Here is a 16,515-nt window from a genome sequence, read left to right on the forward strand (position 1 = left end):
GAGGGGCGCCGGCCCTACACACCGAGGATCTGCTCCACCGGATCGATCGCGAAGAACACCACGAACAGGGCCGAAACCCCCCACAGCAGCCAGTGGACGTCCCTCGCCTTCCCGGTGACCGTCTTGATCACGACATACGAGATGAACCCGGCCCCGATCCCGTCGGTGATGGAGTACGTGAACGGCATCGCGGCGATGGTCAGGAACGCCGGGATCGCGATCTCGTACTTGTCCCAGTCGATGTGCTTGACGTGAGTCATCATCAGGAAGCCGACGGCGATGAGCGCGGGCGCGGCGGCCTGGAGCGGCACGATGGTGAGCAGCGGCGTGAGGAAGAGCGCGAGGCCGAACAGACCGCCGGTGACCAGGTTGGCGAAACCGGTGCGCGCCCCCTCGCCGACGCCGGCGGCCGACTCGATGTACGCGGTGTTGGAGGAGGCCGAGCCGAGCCCGCCCGCGACGGCGGCCGCGCCGTCGATGAACAGGACGCGGCCGATGCCCGGCACCTGGCCCTGGTCGTCGAGCAGTCCGGCCTCCGCGCTGATGCCGACGATCGTGCCCATGGCGTCGAAGAAGTCGGACAGGATCAGCGTGAAGACCAGCAGCACGGCCGTGAGCACTCCGGCCTCGGCGAAGCCGCCGAAGACGTCGACGTGACCGACGAGCCCGAAGTCGGGTGCCTCCACGAGGGAGTCCGGCACCTTCGGGGTGGTCAGGCCCCAGCTCTTGATGTCGGCGACGGAGTTGATGACGATCGCGACGACGGTCATGGTCACGATGCTGATGAGGATCGCGCCCCGCACCTTGCGGGCGAGCAGCGCGATGGTCAGCAGGACGCCGAGACAGAACACCAGCACGGGCCAGCCGGTGAGCCGGCCGACGGCGCCCAGCTGCACGGGGACCGTGGTGTTCGCGGCGTCCGGGATCCGGCTGACGAAGCCGGCGTCCACGAAGCCGATGAAGGCGATGAACAGACCGATGCCGACGCCGATGGCCTGCTTCAGCGGCTGCGGGATGGCGTTCATGATGGCCTCGCGCAGACCGGTGAGCACCAGGACGCAGATGAGCACGCCCTCCAGGACCACCAGCCCCATCGCCTCGTCCCAGCTCATCAGCGGGGCCAGCTGGAAGGCGACGACGGCGTTGAGGCCGAGACCGGCGGCGATGGCGAGGGGCAGGTTGCCGCCCACCCCCATGATGATCGTCATCACGCAGGCCACCAGGGCGGTGGCGGTGACGAGTTGGCCGGTGTCGAGCTGGTGGCCGAACTTGTCCTTCGCGCTGCCGAGGATGATGGGATTCAGGACAAGGATGTAGGCCATCGTGAAGAAGGTGGCGAAGCCGCCGCGTATCTCACGGCCCAGGGTGGACCCGCGCTCGGAGATCTTGAAGAACCGGTCGAGGCCGTTCACCGGGAGCGGCGGGGCCGGGGCCCGGTCGGTGGCCTTCTGCGTTTCTGACATGGCGGACACTCCTCGACGCCTGGTGGATCAGTGTGCGGATGCTGGCTGGATTGTTCCCCTGTCGAACTCGTTTCAGGTTTTCGCCGTGTTACGGAATCGGGCTGCTCAACGTGCGGTCCCCCATACACCGTTCGAAGCCTCGTACGAATCCCGTCCGCGAACACTGCTACGCTTCCGCTCCTCGACCCGGATGATCTCCGGACGAACACATGTCATTCACATGCCACGCACAGGCAGGAGAGGTCACTCGTGGGCACAGTCGTCGACGACGCCGCCTCGGTGGAGTTCCATGCCTTCTTCGAACGCCACTACGCAGAACTGTCCCGTCTCGCCTATCTGCTGACCGGCGAGTCGGACACCGCCGACGATCTCGCGGCGGACGCGCTGCTCGCCCTGTGGCACCGCTGGGACCGGGTGCGGGCGGCCGACCACCCGGTGGCCTACGCACGCGGTGTCGTCGCCAACCTCGCCCGCACCCGCATCCGCAGCGCCGTCCGGGAGCGCCGGAGAATCGCCCTGTTCTGGTCACATCGCGAGGAGAAGACGGAAAATCCCGATGTGCCGGGCGTGCTGGACGTCCAGTCGGCACTGCGTAGACTCCCCTTCCGCAAGCGGGCCTGCGTGGTGCTGCGGCACGCCTTCGACCTCTCCGAGAAGGACACCGCGCTGGCCCTCGGCGTCTCGGTGGGTACGGTGAAGAGCCAGACCTCCAAGGGAATGGCCGAGCTGAAGAAGATGCTCGGCGCACAGGGAGCTCAGCTCAAGGTGCCCGCGATGGCGCGCACCGGCGAGACCTCGGGAAGGAACCGATGACCATGCGGCGGGACGTGCACGACGATCTGCGCGCCCGGCTGCACGAGGCGGCCGAGGCGCACGAACCGAACCGGGCCCGCATGCTGGCCCGGATCGAGCGGGGCATGGCGGCGCAGGCACGGCCCGACCACCGGGCGACCCGGCCGCCGGTGTGGGGTTGGTTGCGGATCGCGAGCGCCACGGCGGCGGTCGCGGGCATGCTGGCGGTCGGCGGTTACGCGGTCGCGTCCGCCGTGAAGGACGACACCCCCGCACAGGAGACGGTCTCGGTCTCCTCCCCGCCCGTGGAGTCCCCGGACGCCACGCGTCGGCCGCCGGCCTCCCCGAAGGCGACGCCGAGCAGGGGCGGGGCCGGGCAGCCGGAGCGGCCCAGCGGAAAGCCGACGGCCCCGGCGACGCCGTCCGCGCCCCCCGCGACCGTGCCGCCGGCCACCACGGGGGCCGAGGACGGCCCGCTGTGGTCGGACGGTTCGCTGGACACGCACAGCAACGAATTCTGGTCGCAGGCCAATGTGACCCTGAAGACGTCCGAGCAACTCACCTCCCTCACCGTGCAGTTGAAGGTCGCCCAGACCGGCGGGGTGGCCTCGACCGGCGCCTGGCGCTCCCTGCCCGAGGACGACTACACGCTGACGGTCCAGGAGCAGGACGGCTTCCTCGTCTACACCTGGGTGCTCAAGGAGGGCCGCACGGTCCCGAAGGGCACATGGGTGTTCGCCGGGCAGTACAACCATCAGCGGGGCGGCCGGGACGCCAAGGCCGACCGCTACACGATCAACGGCACGGCCTCCGGCAAGCAGCACACGGTGGGCGGCGACTTCGCGGCGGACACCGCGGGCGGCGGCTCGTAGGCATGCGTGTCCCGGGCGGACACGTACGCGTGGTCGCCGGCGATCGCCCCGAACGCGACGGGACCTCCCCGCTCGGCCCGTGGACCGAGCGGGGGACGATCGACCGGCTGTGGTTCGCCGCGGACGGTACCCTTCAGCCGGTCGTGCCGACCCTGGAGTCGGTTCAGCCCCTGCGCGGGGTCAGCTGACGAAGTACGTCGGGTTCGGCAGCTTGAACGTCTTGTCGGCGTAGCCGCCTTCGAGGTCGGAGTACTGGTCGCCGAAGTTGGCGATGATCTCGTACCCGAGGTCGTCCTCGATGTGCCGGCGGGTGCCGCCCTTGTACTGCACGGTCGTGCAGGTCCAGGCGCCCGGGGTGGCGCAGGCGCTCAGGTAGGCCGGCGGGTTCGCCTTGTCCTTGAGGAACATGTGGTCGGCGTCGAGGTTCACATCGGCGCCGATCTTCTTCAGGTTGGCGACGGCGGCGGTGCGCTGCGCCTCGCTGAGGCCCGAGTTGTAGAAGACCTCGACACCCTTGGACTCGGCGTACCGCACGAGCTCGGGGCTGCCGAAGACGGCCGGGCGGTCCGCCTTGTTCACGTACTCGGCCCAGGTGGTGCCGTTGTACGTGTAGTTGGTCTTCTTCTCGTAGTCGAGGCTGAGCAGCAGCGTGTCGTCGATGTCGAAGACGACGGCCGGCTTCTCGCCCCGGTGCAGCGCCTTGCGGGCCGCCTTGTCGATGTACTTCCGCGCGGCCGCGTCGATCGCCGCGAGGTCCTGGGCGTACGGGCTGTCCGTACCCGCCTGGTAGACACCGTTGGCGTCGAGCGTGGTGCCGTAGTAGGTGTCGATGTCCTTGACGAGGAGCCCGATGTTGTAGGGCTCGTGGGTGCTGTTCACGGTCGACTGGCCGGCCGTGGCCGCGCCGGCGCCGTACAGGGCGGCACCGGCGACGGCACAGGCCGCGACGGCGGCCGCGATGCGCAATTGCTTCTGCATGACAGGTTTCTACGCGCGTCATCCCTTTGGGCGCGATATCCGTTGCCCGATCGATACCCGATCACACGACAACCTGGGGAAAACCCTGTATCCCGCGCCCCTGTTCAGGGGCGGGGGCGCCAGAGGTGGCCGGTGCCCGCGTGGTGGTCGACGAGGGCCGGGACGGCCTTCGGTGGGTCGATCGTGGTGCGCAGGGCGGGGGTCCAGCCGGCGCCGGACCGGAGGGTCTCGGCGGGGATCTCCGCGTTGTGGACGGCGATCAGGTCGGTGAGCGTGCCGTTGACGTAGTTGTCGGAGGCGGTGAGGGGCGCATCCTTCCACTTCTTGAGGATCTTCGCGGCGGAGACGCCCTCGGAGAGCGTGAACGCGTTGTGCTCGGCGACGAGCTGGGACTCCATGCCGATGCCGTAGCTGTAGACGAAGCCGTCGCTCGCGACGAAGTGGTTGTTGTAGGAGTCGACCTGTCCGAAGCGGACGCGGGGTGCGCGCTCGACGAGGTCCGAGAACAGGTTGTGGTGGAAGGTGACCTTCAGGTGCCCCCGGTCGACGGCCGCCGTGGCGGCGCTGTCGCTGTTGCCGATGAGGATCGTCTTGTCGTGGTCGGCGAAGACGTTCCAGGAGGCGGTGACGTAGTCGGCGCCCTTGACGATGTCCAGTTCGCCGTCGTGCTGCTGATAGAGCATCCCGAAGTAGGTCGGGGCCGCGCCGTCGGGGTGGTCGCCGTCGGTGAAGGTGTTGTGGTCCAGCCACACATGGGTGGAGCCGTGGACCACGGCGCTGTCGTACTCGGAGTTCCAGTTGCCGGTGGAGCCGTCGGTGGGGTCCCACTGCGGGAAGCAGTCGAGCGGGCTCTCCAGCCGGAGGTTGCGGACGATGACGTTGTCCACGCCGGTGATCTGGAGGCCGGCGCCCTTGAACCCGGCGTCGCGGCCGACGCCGATGATGGTGGTGTTGGACGGGACGAACGCCTTGACGGCCTGGGACTGGTGGGCGGCGGAGACCCGGCGCAGCCCCTCGGGACTGTCGGCGGGCTCGCCCTCCAGATCGGTGCCGTGGCCCCAGACCTCCGGGGCGTACCTGGCCAGGTAGGCGTCGAAGTCGTAGCCGGGCGCGGCGAAGGCGTCGCAGCCCTCGGAGACGGCGTCGATGACGCCCTTCACCTTGATGATCTTCGGCGCGCTGCCGTCGGCGGCGAGGGCGGCCTTGAACTCGGCCCAGGTGGTGACGGTGTGGACGTGCTCGGCGGCGGCGGCCGAACCCCCGGTGGTACCGGTCCCGTACGCGGCCCAGCCGTCGCCGACGGGCAGCGTCTGCCGGGCGAGGTCGCGGGTCTGGGCCTGGGCGGCGACGCCGGTCAGGGACAGGACGAGGGCAGCGCATCCGACCACCGCGCCGACCCTTCTCACTGTGGCATGATCATGCCATTCCTGTACGTTCATGGTGCGGCTCTCTTTCTCGGGGACGGGGGGTGCGAAAGGGGCGCGGGGAACTGCGCGACAAAGCCATGACGCACAGACAGCCGACGAGCTATCCGTGCTGCTTCTTCCACTCGGCCTGAGCCTCATTGAGCTGATCGGCGAGCGTGTCCAGGAATTCCTTCGCACTCATCTTCCCCAGCAGCACCTTCTGGAAGTTCGGCTCGTTGTCGGCCTTGGAGATCGTGTTCCAGTCGGGCAGGTAGTAGGGCAGCTGCACGATCGTGGTCGACCCGTCGGTCAGCGCGGCGGCGGCCAGCTTCGTGGGCTCGGCCTTCCGCACCCACGCGTCCCCGGCCGCCTCCGTGTTCGCCGGGACCTGCCCCGCGGACTCGTTGAACTTCGAGTTCTCCGCGTGCGAGGCGGCGAACTCGATGAACTTCCAGGCCGCTTCCTTGTTCTTGGACGCCTTGAACAGACCCAGCCCGTCGACCGGGTTGGACACCTGCACCCGCTTGCCGTTCACCGTCGGCGAGGGAATGCCCTTGAACTTGTCGACGCCGAACGCCTTCACGTGATCCTTGTAGGACCCGAGGTTGTGATTGAGCATCCCGATCGTGCCGGAGTCCCACTGCGCGACCATCTTGGTGAAGTCGTTGTTGAGGTCGGCCGCCGGGGTGACCCTCTTGTACAGGCCGACGTACTTCTCCAGCGCGGCCACGTTGCGGGGATCGTTGACGGTGGTCCTGTCGCCGTTCCAGAACGAGGTGATCTGCGACTGCCCGTACGCCGCGTCGAGCGCCTGGGCGATGGAACCGGCGCCGCCGCGCATCGTGTAACCGAACTCGTTCTTGCCGGAGTTCGTGAGCTTCTCGGCAGCCGTGTAGAAGGCGTCCCAGGTGGTGGGCGGCTGGAGGTCCGCCTTCTGGAAGAGGTCGGTGCGGTAGTACAGCACGCCGTTGTTGGCGGACGTCGGCACGGAGTACAGCGTGTCGTCGCCCCCGCCGGCGGCCTTGAGGGAGGCGACCATGTCCTTGTTGAGCTTGCCGCCGAGGGAGGACGCGGCGAGCCGGTCGTCGAGCGGCTCCAGCGCGTTCTGCGCGGAGAACCCGGCGAGCATCGCCGCGCCGACCCCGCCGACGTCGGGCAGACTGTTGCCCTGGATGGCGGTGTCGACCTTGGACTGGTACTCGGTGGCGGCGATGCCGACGTACTCGACCTGGATGTCCGGGTTGGCCTTCTCGAAGTCGGCGATGATCTCCTTCCAGATGTCGGTGCGGACACCGCCGTTGTTGTCCCAGAAGACGATCTTGCCCTTGCCGCTGCCCTCGGAGCCCTTGTCTCCCCCCGACCCGTTGCCGTCGTCGCCGCAGGCGGTGGCGGTGAGGGCGAGCACGGAACCCAGGGCGACGGCCGCGGCGGCGCGTCTGCTGCTGCGCATGCTGATCTTCATCGGTCGGCTCTCTTCTTCTAGGCGGGCGACGCCCAGGGGGCGCCCAGTTCGGAGTAGAGGGAGAGGGTGTCGGCGGCGGTCGCGACCAGGCCGTCGATGCCGGGGACCGTCCGGCGCTCCTCGTCCGCCAGCAACTGCCAGGATCCGTCGGGCAGTTGGGCTGGCTCGGGGGCGGTGCGGATGGCCTCCACGACCTTCATGAAGGCGCCGGTCGCGTCCGGTGGGACCAGCAGGCCGGTGCCGTCGGTGAGGTGCTCGACGAGGTTCTCCAGCAGGTCGGTGCTGCCGTGCTCGAACTCCTCGGGGCCGTGACCGGCCCGCTGGAGCAGGACGCGGTCCTGCTTGTACCAGTAGGTGACGCGGCCCCGGCTGCCGTGCACGAGGACGTAGGGCTCGCCGGGGTGCTCGGCGCACAGGGTGGCGGCGACGGTGATCCGGCGGCCGGCCGCGGTGGTGACGCGGACGCAGGAGGTGTCGTCGGACTCGATGGCGTTGGCGTGCCACAGCTCGGTCTCGATACCGGCGACGTCCTCGGCGCGGGTGGCGCCGTCGAGGGCGAGGGCGGTGGCGACGGCGTGGGCGAGCGGATTGGTGAGCGCCCCGTCGATCACGTCGACGCCGTTCAGGCGCCGCTTGCCGGCCCAGGGGGCGCGCCGGTAGTACGCCTCCGGGCGGGCCCAGGCACCGGCCCCGCCGACCCCGGTGACCTCGCCGATCGCGCCCTCGGCGATCAGCTCCCGGATGGCGGGCACCGCGTGCGAGCCGAGCGACTGGAAGCCGATCTGACAGGCCACCCCGGCCGCGGCGACCCCGTCGGCCATCCTGCGGAACTCGGCGTACGAGGGCGCGGGCGGCTTCTCCAGGAGCAGGTGGACACCCCGGGCGGCGGCGGTCAGCGCCAGGTCGGTGTGGGTGGGGATCGGGGTGCAGATCACGGCGATGCGGGCGCCGGTGGAGTCCAGCAGCGCGCCGAAGTCGGCGGACTGCTCGGGCGTGCCCAGGCCCCCCGGGATCTCGTCGGGGGTGAGCGGGGTCAGCTCGCAGACGCCCGCGAGGCGGACGATGCCCTTGTCCGCCAGGCGGCGGATGTTCTCCAGGTGCCAGCGACCGTGGCCGCGCGCGCCCGCGAGAACGAGGGGTACGGCGATGCTCATGGGATCCTCCCTGCGCCCGCGCCGCGTGCCACCTCGCGGTCGGCCGCCGCGGCGCTGTCGATCTTTCACGGTGAACCGACTCTTCCTCATCCCTTCACCGCCCCCGCGCTGAAGCCGGTGATGAGCCACTTCTGGATGAACGCGAACACGATCACCACGGGGACGGCGGCGACGATGCCACCCGCGGCCAGGGCGCCGAGGTCGACGCTGTCCGCGCTCATCAGGGTGTTCAGGCCGACCGGGATCGTCTGCTTGTCCTGGTTGTTGAGGAACATCAGGGCGAACAGGAAGTGGTTCCAGGAGTGGACGAAGGCGAAGGAGCCGACGGCGATCAGGCCCGGCCGCAGCAGCGGGAGGACGACGATCCGGAAGGCCGTCAGCCGGTCGCAGCCGTCCACCCAGGCCGCCTCCTCCAGGGAGTACGGCACGTTCTTGATGAAGTTGCCGATCAGGATCATCGACAGGGGCAGCTGGAAGACCGTCTCGGCGATGATGACGCTGCCCAGGGAGTTGATCATCTGGAGCTTGGCGAAGATCTCGAAGAGCGGCACGAGCAGCAGGGCGCCCGGCACGAACTGGGAGCAGAGCAGGGCGAGCATGAAGCCGCGCTTGACCTTGAAGTCGAAGCGGGCGAGCGCGTAGCCGCCGGCCAGCGCGACGAGCGTCGTCATGACCAGGGTGGAGACGCCGACGAGGACGCTGTTCTGGAAGTAGGTGGCGAAACCGCGCTCGTTCCAGACCTTGTCGAAGTGGTCGAAGGTGATCGGCCAGGGCACGAGCCGGGTCGAGCCGGCCGGGCGCAGCGCGAAGAGCAGGATCCAGTAGAAGGGGACGAGGGTGAAGACGAGATAGATCGACAGGGGCAGATAGATCTGCCAGCGCGGGACCTCGTCCCAGGCGCGGCGCCGCTGGGCGGCCCGCGGGGGACGGGGCGCCGGGCGCACGGGGGCCGGTGCGGTCTCGGTGGCCTCCTCGGTGATCACTTGGACTCGCCTCCGAACTTGCTCAGGCGCAGATAGACGATCGAGCTGAAGAGCAGGATCACGAACGCGACCGTGGTGAGGGCGGACGCGTAGCCGAAGTTGTGGGCGTCCACGCCGGTATTGGCGATGTACAGCGGCAGGGTCGTGGTCTCGCCCGCCGGTCCGCCGCCGGTGAGGGTGTAGAGCAGGTCGACGTTGTTGAACTCCCACACCGCGCGCAGCAGGGTGGACAGGACGATGGCGTCCTTCAGATGAGGCAGGGTGATGTGCCAGAACTGCTGGACGCGGCCGGCCCCGTCGACCTCGGCGGCCTCGTACAGGTCCTTCGAGACGGACTGGAGGTCGGCGAGGATGAGGATCGCGAAGAAGGGCACCCCGCGCCACAGGTCGGCGACGATCGCCGCCGGGAAGACGGTGGAGGTGTCCGACAGCCAGCTGGTGCCGTAGGAGCCGATGCCCGCATCGGCCAGGTAACGGGTGATGCCGGTCTGGGAGTTGTAGAGCAGCACCCAGATCGCGGAGGTGAGCACACCGGAGACGGCCCACGGGGAGAAGACCAGGGCGCGCCCGACGGCCCGTCCGACGAAGGTCTGGTTGACGATGAGCGCCAGCGCCAGGCCGAACAGCAGTTGCAGGCCCACCTCGACGACGACCCACTTGGCGCTGAAGGTCAGGGTGTCCCAGAACTGCGGGTCGTCGGTGAAGATCTTGGTGAAGTTGTCGAAGCCCGCGTAGCCGTTGCGCCACGGCTTGGTGGGGTTGTAGTTCCGCAGGCTGTAGTAGAAGACGCTGATCACCGGGTAGGCGATGAAACCCAGCATGAGCAGGACCGCCGGGGCGATCAGCAGGTAGGGGAGCCTGCGCGGCGTGGCGGAGGCACGGCGCCGCCGGGGTGGCGCGGGCGGTTTCGCCACGGCTGCGGCTTGGGCCATGACTGGGTCTCCGTTCTCGGTACGTCGGAACAGGAAGCGCTTTCTCGACAGGCGGAGGTCGGCCCCCGCACTGCCAGGGGGCCGGTCAGCCGGTGTAGGGGTCCGGGGCCTTGCCCGGGCGGGCCAGGAACCTGAAGTCGCAGCCGGTGTCCGCCTGCGTGATCTGGTCGTCGTAGAGCGCGCCGTAGCCGCGTTCACAGCGGGTGGGCGGGGGTGTCCAGGCCGCCCTGCGCTGCTCCAACTCCTCGTCGTCCACGTGGAGATGGAGGGAGCGTGCCTCGACGTCGAGGGTGATGAGGTCGCCCGTGCGCACGAGGGCCAGCGGGCCGCCGACGTACGACTCCGGTGCCACGTGCAGGACGCACGCGCCGTAACTCGTGCCGCTCATCCGGGCGTCGGAGATACGGACCATGTCCCGCACGCCCCGCTTGAGCAGATGGTCGGGGATCGGCAGCATGCCGTACTCGGGCATGCCGGGGCCGCCCTTGGGGCCGGCGTTGCGCAACACCAGCACACTGTCGGCGGTGATGTTCAACTCCGGGTCGTCGATGGTGCGTTGCATGGTCCGGTAGTCGTCGAAGACGACCGCGGGGCCGGTGTGCTCGAGCAGGTGCTGTTCGGCGGAGATGTGCTTGATGACGGCGCCGTCCGGGCAGAGGTTGCCGCGCAGGACGGCGACCCCGCCCTCGTCGGCGACCGGGTTCTCACGGGTGCGGATGACGTCGTCGTCGTGGACGACGGCGCCCTCCAGCTGCTCACCCAGGGTGCCGTTGACCGTCGGCCGGTCCAGGTGCAGCAGGTCGGTGATCCGGGAGAGGAAGGCGGGCAGTCCGCCGGCGAAGTGGAAGTCCTCCATGAGGTACGTCCGTCCGCCGGGTCGTATGTTGGCCAGCACCGGGACCGTGCGGGCGATGCGGTCGAAGTCGTCGAGGGTGAGCGGGACGTGGCAGCGGCCCGCCAGGGCGATCAGATGGATGACCGCGTTGGTGGAGCCGCCGAGGCCGAGCACCGTGGTGACGGCGTCCTCGAAGGCCTCCCGGGTGAGGATCCGCGACGGCTTGAGGGCGGTCCAGGCGAGCTCCACGGCACGGCGCCCGGAGGCGGCGGCCATCCGCTCGTGCCCGGAGTCCACGGCCGGGATCGAGGAGGCGCCCGGCAGCGTCATGCCGAGGACCTCCGCCGCCGCGGTCATGGTGGACGCGGTCCCCATGGTCATGCAGTGACCGGGCGAACGGGCCAACCCGCCCTGGAGCTCGCGCAGTTCGCAGTCCGTCAGATTGCCGGCGCGGTGCTCGTCCCAGTACTTCCACATGTCGGTGCCGGAGCCGAGGGTCTCCCCGCGCCAGTGTCCCGGCAGCATCGGCCCCGCGGGGACGAAGAGCGACGGCACATCGGCCGAGGCCGCGCCCATGAGCAGCGCCGGTGTCGACTTGTCGCAGCCGCCGAGCAGCACGGCCGCGTCGACCGGATACGACCGCAGCAGCTCCTCGGTCTCCATCGCGAGCAGATTGCGGTAGAGCATCGGGGTCGGCTTCTGGTACGTCTCCGAGAGCGTGGAGACCGGGAACTCCAGCGGGAAGCCCCCCGCCTGCCACACCCCCCGCTTGACCGCCTCGGCGCGCTCGCGCAGATGCACGTGGCAGGGGTTGATGTCGGACCAGGTGTTGAGGACGGCGATCACCGGGCGGCCCCGGTACTCCTCCGCCTCGTAGCCGAGCTGGCGCATGCGCGCGTTGTGCGACCAGGTGCGCAGCCGGCCCTCGGTGCCGTACCACTGGTGGCTTCTGAGCTCCTCGGGGCGCATCCTCACCGAGCCGGTCACAGGGACCATCCGGCGGCGATCGCGGCGACCTCGGCGCGCTCTTCCTCGGGCAGCGCCCTGCTCGGCGGGCGGACGTCCCGGCGGCACAGGCCGAGCGAGGCGAGGGCCTCCTTGACGACGGTGACGTTGTCGGCGCTGCCGTTGGCGGCGCGCAGCTCCTCGAAGCGGCGGATCTGCTCCCAGATCTTCATGGCGGCCGGGTAGTCGCCGGATCGAAGCGATTCGATCATGTTCAGCGACACGGCCGGGGCGACGTTCACCAGGCCGGAGGTGAAGCCCGTGGCCCCCGCCGAGAAGTAGGACGGGGCGTACGGCTCGGCGAGGCCGGCGACCCAGACGAAGCGGTCCAGGCCGGCGTCCCGGGCGAAGGCGGCGAAGCGGGCCGCGTCCGGGACGGCGTACTTCACGCCGATGACGTTGGGGCAGAGGTCGGCGAGTTCGGCGAGGCGTTCGCCGCGCAGCTGCGCGGTGCGGATGTAGGGCACGACGCCCAGGTCGGGCACGGCCTCGGCGATGGCGCGGTGGTAGTCGACCCAGCCGCTCTGCGAGACGTAGGGGTGCACGGGCTGATGGACCATCACCATGGGGGCGCCCAGCTCGTGCGCGTGACGGGCGGAGGCGACGGCGGTCGGCACGTCGTGGCCGACGCCGACGACGATCGCGGCCCGGTCGCCGGCCTCGTCGAGGGTCAGCTCGGTGACCAGGCGGCGCTCCTGGGGTGTGAGGGCGTAGAACTCGCCGGTGTTGCCGTTCGGGGTGAGGGTGGTGATCCCGCCGTCGAGCAGACGGCGCAGCAGGGCCCGGTGGGCTTCCCGGTCGACGGAGCCGTCCTCGGCGAACGGGGTCACCGGGATGGCCACCACGTCGGCCAGCGCCGCCCGCTGGGACTCGAACGCCACGCCGCTCATTGCTGCCCTTCCTGTTCCCGGACCGCGGATCCGGCCCCGGGGAATGCTCGGAGCACGAAGGACGCGATGTGGTCGTGGAGGGCGCGCGCGGCGCCGTCGGCGTCTCCTTCCAGGGCGAGCCGCAGGATCTCCCGGTGCTCGCCGGCCTCCCGCTCCCAGGAGGGCGAGGACGCCCAGGCGACGGCGGAGACGAGGGCGGCCTGGTCACGGACCTCGTCCAGCATCCGGCCGAGCAGCGGGTTGCCGCACGGCAGGTAGAGGGCGCGGTGGAACTCCCGGTTGGCGAGGGAGCGTTCGGCGGTGTCGCCGGCCTCGTCGGCGCGGGTGAGCGCGTCCCGGGCGGCGTCGAGGGGGGCACCGCGGCGGACGGCCCGCCGCAGCGCCTCCGGCTCCAGGAGCAGCCGCACGTCGTACACCTCGCGCGCCATGTCCGCGTCGACCATGCGCACCGTGACGCCCTTGTACTGGTTCATGACGACCAGTCCGGTGCCGGCCAGGGTCTTGAGCGCCTCGCGCACCGGGGTCTTGGACACCCCGAACTGTGCGGCGAGTTCGGTCTCGACCAGGGCCTGACCGGGCGTCAGCCGCCCGGTGAGGATGCGGTGTTTGATCTCCTCCAGCACGTACTGCGTGCGGGACGGGATGGGCGTGGGCACAGAGGTCATGCGCGCCTCTCGGATATCTGATCTCACGTATCGCGTCTCATATATGACGTACGAAGTACGACGCGACGAAGGTAGGAGGGAGCGCATGGTTCGTCAATGCCTCTGACACAGCAACTGGGGATTTCCCCAAGGGAGTTCGGCCGCTACGGGGTCCAGCCCGGGTCGCGTCCGCTCAGGCCGACGGCGCGGTCCAGCAGTGAGACATCGGGCCGGACCGGGACGATCGGGCCGAAGGCGCCCCGGCCGTCGGGCTGGGCCGCACCCTCCAGGAAGTCGTGCGCCACCCGGAGCGCGGCCGGGTCCGGCGTGTACGTCTGGCCGGTGGCGCGGGCCAGGTCCCAGCCGTGGACGACCAGTTCGTCGGCGACGACGGCGGCCGCGACCGCGCCGGGCAGGTCGACGCCGCCCGCGCGCGTCATGCCGGTCCAGGCGGCCGGGTCGCGCCAGGCGTCGGCGAGATCGCCGAGGGCCTTGGGCAGCTCGGCGCGCCAGTCGGGGCCGATGTCGGGGACGGCCGCGTCGGGCGGGGTGTCGGTGGTCGGCCCGAAGTCCTTGCGGGCCGCGTCACGGAAGGCGACGGACAGGCCGATGAGGTGACCGAGCAGATGGCGCACGGCGTACGCCGGGCAGGGCGTCGAACCGGCGAGCTGCTCATCCACGACGGCCTCGGCAAGCCGAGCGACGACCAGGGTCTGCGGGCCGAGATCGAAGGCGGGGGGCTGGTCGGCGGCGGGGGTCGGGTGGGCGGTCATACGGGGTCCTCCGGGTTTCCGGGACATGGGGTCTACGGAAGGTGGACCCCACCCGTCCCGAAAACTCATCGCTCCCGGTGACCTCGCCCTCGGAAGCGGCCCTCAGATCCCCCTGAGCGCCTCGCGGACCTCCTCCAGGTCGGCGTCCGACGCGAGCCCCGCGTGGTACAGGCGGATCTCCGTGGCGCCGTGGTCACGCGCGCGGGCAGCGTCCGCGGCGAGGGTGCCGGGGTGGCCGCCCATGCCGGAGACGATGGGGAGGTTCGCGGCGAGGACAGCGTCCTGCCCGGTCTCCGCGAACGGGGTCAGGGCGCCCGGTCCGCCCGCGCACGGCACGACCACGCCGTCCGCGACGGACAGGATGTGCGCGGGGTCCACCCCGACGTTGGGGCCGCAGCGGTAGCTCAGCGGGTCGGCGTGCAGCAGGATCTGGAAGCCCTCGGGCGCGGCGGCGCGCACGGCCGCGACCGCAGCCTCCTGGAGCGTGCGCGCGGTCCCGTCGCGCCACGCGCGCGTGGCGGTGGCCCGGTCCTCCCCGAGCAGCTTCTCCACCCCCGCCCAGCCCTGGTCGTCGGGCGCCCCCCGCCACAGCGGCTCCAGGGCGGCGCGTACGGCGGCGGCGAGTTCGTCGGCGTCGAGGCCGTGCGTGGCGTAGCCGGCCCGGCAAGCGGGGCAGAAGCACAGCGACATCAGGTAGTGCCCGGCGTCGCCGAGGCCGACCCCGCTCGTCTTGTCGTGGGCGTGCAGATGCTGGAGGCCGTACCAGCCGAGGGATTCCAGCTCGGTGCCGGCCGCCCCCGGCCGTACGGCGGCCTCGGCGGCCAGGTCGACGAGGTACGCGCGCGTGGCGGGCTGCGCGATGCACGGCGCCCACGGGTAGCGGTCGCCGTAGGCGTTGACGACGGAGGTGTCGGGGTGCTCGGCGCCCAGCCGGGAGTTGTGCGCGAGGATCACCCAGGTGTGCACCTCCAGGCCGGCCCCGGCGAGCGCGGCGGCGGCCTCGCCGAAGGCGTCCCCGGGGGCCCAGTCGCCGGCCGGGTAGGGGCGCGGGGCGCGGCCCGCCCAGCGGCCGTCGGGGGGATACAGCACGGACGCGTACTCGGCGGTGACGATGCGGTGGCGGGGGTGGCGCGGGGTCAGCGCGCGCGTGGAGTGGTAGGAAGCGGCGAGCGTCGTCCGGGCCACGCCGAGCCCGGCGATCCGGGCGGGGGCCTCCGGGTCGCCGTTGACGTCCCACGGATAGACGAATGCCGAGGCCTTCACCGGGCGTCCTCCTCGGCGAGCAGCGCGTACCCGCGCTCGATCACCTGGGCGAGCCGCTTGACGTGGTCCTCGCTCGGTTCGTGCAGCGGGGGCCGCACCTCCCCCACGTCCAGGCCACGCAGCCGTACGCCCGCCTTGACCAGGGAGACGGCGTAGCCGCGGCCCTGGGCGCGCAGTTCGACGAAGGGGCGGTAGAACCCGTCCAGCAGCCGCCGGACGGTGTCGTCGTCGCCGGTCTCCAGGGCGCGGTAGCAGGCGAGGGCGATCTCGGGGGCGAAGCAGAAGACGGCGGAGGAGTAGAGCGGGACTCCGATCGCGCGGTAGGCGAGCTGGGTCTGCTCGGCGGTCGGCAGGCCGTTGAAGTAGAGGAAGTCGCCGGGGACCTCGGTGCGGACGGCGCTGACGATGCGCTGCATCAGGTCGAGGTCGCCGAACCCGTCCTTGAGGCCGATGATCCCCTCGGTGCGGGCCAGTTCGACGACGGTCTCCGGGGTGAACACGGCGTTGTCGCGCTGGTAGACGATGACGGGCAGGGCCGTCGCCGCGGCCACCTCGCGGTAGTGGCGCAGCAGGCCCTCCTGGCCGGCGACGACGAGGTACGGCGGCATGGCGAGCAGCCCGTCCGCGCCGGCGGCCTCGGCGAGGCGGGCGTAGCGCACGGCCAGCGCGGTGCCGTATCCGGTGCCGGCGACGACGGGCACTCGGCCGGCGGTCTCCTCGACGGCGGCCCGGACGCAGTCCTCGAACTCCTCCGGGGTGAGGGCGTGGAACTCCCCCGTGCCGCAGCACGCGAAGACGGCGGCGGCTCCCGCCTCGACGCCCCGGCGCACATGGGCGCGGTAGGTGTCGAGGTCGGGTGAGCCGTCCCGGCCGTAGGCGGTGACGGGGAAGAACAGCGGCCCGCCGGGGAGGGCGAGTCGGGCGGCGAGAGGGGCTGGCGTCACGGGCTCTCCCTAGGACGAGCGCCGTGCCCGACCGCGGCCCCGAACGCTCACGTCTGTGATTCATGTCTACATTTCTGAACACGACCACACTAAGGACCCCATCGGGGCAGGTCAAGCGG

Annotated in this window: 16 protein-coding genes; 3 read left to right on the forward strand and 13 right to left on the reverse strand. The window is 70.7% G+C overall.

Annotation, left to right across the window (positions count from 1 at the left end; translation table 11 throughout):
* Nucleotides 1-14: 14 nt before the first annotated feature.
* Entirely contained in the window at nt 15-1,463 is a 1,449-nt protein-coding gene (locus ACZ5NW_RS09005) for an NCS2 family permease (RefSeq protein WP_468743120.1), read from the reverse strand.
* A gap of 249 nt (nt 1,464-1,712) precedes the next feature.
* On the opposite strand from ACZ5NW_RS09005, the gene ACZ5NW_RS09010 reads away from it, so the two are divergent.
* Genes ACZ5NW_RS09010 through ACZ5NW_RS09020 form a run of 3 tightly spaced genes read left to right on the forward strand, consistent with a single transcriptional unit; the run spans nt 1,713 to nt 3,315 of the window.
* Entirely contained in the window at nt 1,713-2,276 is a 564-nt protein-coding gene (locus ACZ5NW_RS09010) for a SigE family RNA polymerase sigma factor (RefSeq protein WP_468743121.1), read from the forward strand.
* Entirely contained in the window at nt 2,273-3,127 is an 855-nt protein-coding gene (locus tag ACZ5NW_RS09015) for a hypothetical protein (protein ID WP_468743122.1), read from the forward strand. Before ACZ5NW_RS09010 ends, ACZ5NW_RS09015 begins: the two co-directional genes overlap by 4 nt.
* 2 nt (nt 3,128-3,129) lie before the next feature.
* A complete protein-coding gene (locus ACZ5NW_RS09020) occupies nt 3,130-3,315 on the forward strand; it encodes a hypothetical protein (protein WP_468743123.1) in 186 nt (61 codons plus the stop codon).
* On the opposite strand, the gene ACZ5NW_RS09025 is transcribed toward ACZ5NW_RS09020, so the two are convergent.
* The 12 genes from ACZ5NW_RS09025 to ACZ5NW_RS09080 all read right to left on the reverse strand — a co-directional run bounded on the left by ACZ5NW_RS09025 (nt 3,308) and on the right by ACZ5NW_RS09080 (nt 16,396).
* Nucleotides 3,308-4,105, reverse strand: a complete 798-nt coding sequence (locus tag ACZ5NW_RS09025; RefSeq protein ID WP_468743124.1) for an HAD family acid phosphatase — start codon at nt 4,103-4,105, stop codon at nt 3,308-3,310. The genes ACZ5NW_RS09020 and ACZ5NW_RS09025 overlap by 8 nt on opposite strands.
* Nucleotides 4,106-4,209: 104 nt before the next feature.
* Nucleotides 4,210-5,544: a pectate lyase family protein gene (locus tag ACZ5NW_RS09030; RefSeq protein WP_468743125.1), complete on the reverse strand. Its 1,335-nt coding sequence runs from the start codon at nt 5,542-5,544 to the stop codon at nt 4,210-4,212.
* An 88-nt stretch (nt 5,545-5,632) separates the two neighbouring features.
* Nucleotides 5,633-6,973: an ABC transporter substrate-binding protein gene (locus ACZ5NW_RS09035; RefSeq protein WP_468743126.1), complete on the reverse strand. Its 1,341-nt coding sequence runs from the start codon at nt 6,971-6,973 to the stop codon at nt 5,633-5,635.
* Nucleotides 6,974-6,990: 17 nt separating this feature from the next.
* Nucleotides 6,991-8,127, reverse strand: a complete 1,137-nt coding sequence (locus tag ACZ5NW_RS09040) for a Gfo/Idh/MocA family protein (RefSeq protein ID WP_468743127.1) — start codon at nt 8,125-8,127, stop codon at nt 6,991-6,993.
* An 86-nt stretch (nt 8,128-8,213) separates the two neighbouring features.
* Complete coding sequence (locus ACZ5NW_RS09045; RefSeq protein ID WP_468743128.1) at nt 8,214-9,110, reverse strand: carbohydrate ABC transporter permease; 897 nt, start codon at nt 9,108-9,110, stop codon at nt 8,214-8,216.
* A complete protein-coding gene (locus ACZ5NW_RS09050; RefSeq protein WP_468743129.1) occupies nt 9,107-10,042 on the reverse strand; it encodes a carbohydrate ABC transporter permease in 936 nt (311 codons plus the stop codon). The genes ACZ5NW_RS09045 and ACZ5NW_RS09050 overlap by 4 nt, the downstream gene beginning before the upstream one ends.
* A gap of 85 nt (nt 10,043-10,127) precedes the next feature.
* Nucleotides 10,128-11,873: an L-arabinonate dehydratase gene (gene araD, locus ACZ5NW_RS09055; protein ID WP_468743130.1), complete on the reverse strand. Its 1,746-nt coding sequence runs from the start codon at nt 11,871-11,873 to the stop codon at nt 10,128-10,130.
* On the reverse strand, nt 11,861-12,772 hold the full coding sequence (locus ACZ5NW_RS09060) for a dihydrodipicolinate synthase family protein (RefSeq protein WP_468743131.1): 912 nt from the start codon (nt 12,770-12,772) through the stop codon (nt 11,861-11,863). Before ACZ5NW_RS09060 ends, araD begins: the two co-directional genes overlap by 13 nt.
* Nucleotides 12,769-13,437 (reverse strand): GntR family transcriptional regulator, encoded by a 669-nt coding sequence (locus ACZ5NW_RS09065; RefSeq protein ID WP_468743132.1) that lies wholly within the window; start codon nt 13,435-13,437, stop codon nt 12,769-12,771. Before ACZ5NW_RS09065 ends, ACZ5NW_RS09060 begins: the two co-directional genes overlap by 4 nt.
* A 143-nt stretch (nt 13,438-13,580) precedes the next feature.
* The gene (locus tag ACZ5NW_RS09070; protein ID WP_468743133.1) at nt 13,581-14,189 is read right to left on the reverse strand and encodes a TIGR03086 family metal-binding protein; all 609 of its coding nucleotides are present in this window, start codon (nt 14,187-14,189) and stop codon (nt 13,581-13,583) included.
* A 102-nt stretch (nt 14,190-14,291) separates the two neighbouring features.
* The gene (locus ACZ5NW_RS09075; RefSeq protein WP_468743134.1) at nt 14,292-15,452 is read right to left on the reverse strand and encodes a hypothetical protein; all 1,161 of its coding nucleotides are present in this window, start codon (nt 15,450-15,452) and stop codon (nt 14,292-14,294) included.
* A complete protein-coding gene (locus ACZ5NW_RS09080; protein WP_468743135.1) occupies nt 15,449-16,396 on the reverse strand; it encodes a 5-dehydro-4-deoxyglucarate dehydratase in 948 nt (315 codons plus the stop codon). The genes ACZ5NW_RS09075 and ACZ5NW_RS09080 overlap by 4 nt, the downstream gene beginning before the upstream one ends.
* Nucleotides 16,397-16,515: the final 119 nt, after the last annotated feature.

This window comes from Streptomyces sp. NPDC032126 (assembly GCF_055580085.1).

Coding starts and splice junctions, on each gene's coding strand:
- ACZ5NW_RS09015 (WP_468743122.1), top strand. CDS start 2,273: ATGACCATGCGGCGGGACGTGCACGACGATCTGCGCGCCCGGCTGCAC.
- ACZ5NW_RS09020 (WP_468743123.1), top strand. CDS start 3,130: ATGCGTGTCCCGGGCGGACACGTACGCGTGGTCGCCGGCGATCGCCCC.
- ACZ5NW_RS09005 (WP_468743120.1), bottom strand. CDS start 1,463: ATGTCAGAAACGCAGAAGGCCACCGACCGGGCCCCGGCCCCGCCGCTC.
- ACZ5NW_RS09050 (WP_468743129.1), bottom strand. CDS start 10,042: ATGGCCCAAGCCGCAGCCGTGGCGAAACCGCCCGCGCCACCCCGGCGG.
- ACZ5NW_RS09060 (WP_468743131.1), bottom strand. CDS start 12,772: ATGAGCGGCGTGGCGTTCGAGTCCCAGCGGGCGGCGCTGGCCGACGTG.
- ACZ5NW_RS09025 (WP_468743124.1), bottom strand. CDS start 4,105: ATGCAGAAGCAATTGCGCATCGCGGCCGCCGTCGCGGCCTGTGCCGTC.
- araD (WP_468743130.1), bottom strand. CDS start 11,873: ATGGTCCCTGTGACCGGCTCGGTGAGGATGCGCCCCGAGGAGCTCAGA.
- ACZ5NW_RS09065 (WP_468743132.1), bottom strand. CDS start 13,437: ATGACCTCTGTGCCCACGCCCATCCCGTCCCGCACGCAGTACGTGCTG.
- ACZ5NW_RS09070 (WP_468743133.1), bottom strand. CDS start 14,189: ATGACCGCCCACCCGACCCCCGCCGCCGACCAGCCCCCCGCCTTCGAT.
- ACZ5NW_RS09030 (WP_468743125.1), bottom strand. CDS start 5,544: ATGAACGTACAGGAATGGCATGATCATGCCACAGTGAGAAGGGTCGGC.
- ACZ5NW_RS09035 (WP_468743126.1), bottom strand. CDS start 6,973: ATGAAGATCAGCATGCGCAGCAGCAGACGCGCCGCCGCGGCCGTCGCC.
- ACZ5NW_RS09040 (WP_468743127.1), bottom strand. CDS start 8,127: ATGAGCATCGCCGTACCCCTCGTTCTCGCGGGCGCGCGCGGCCACGGT.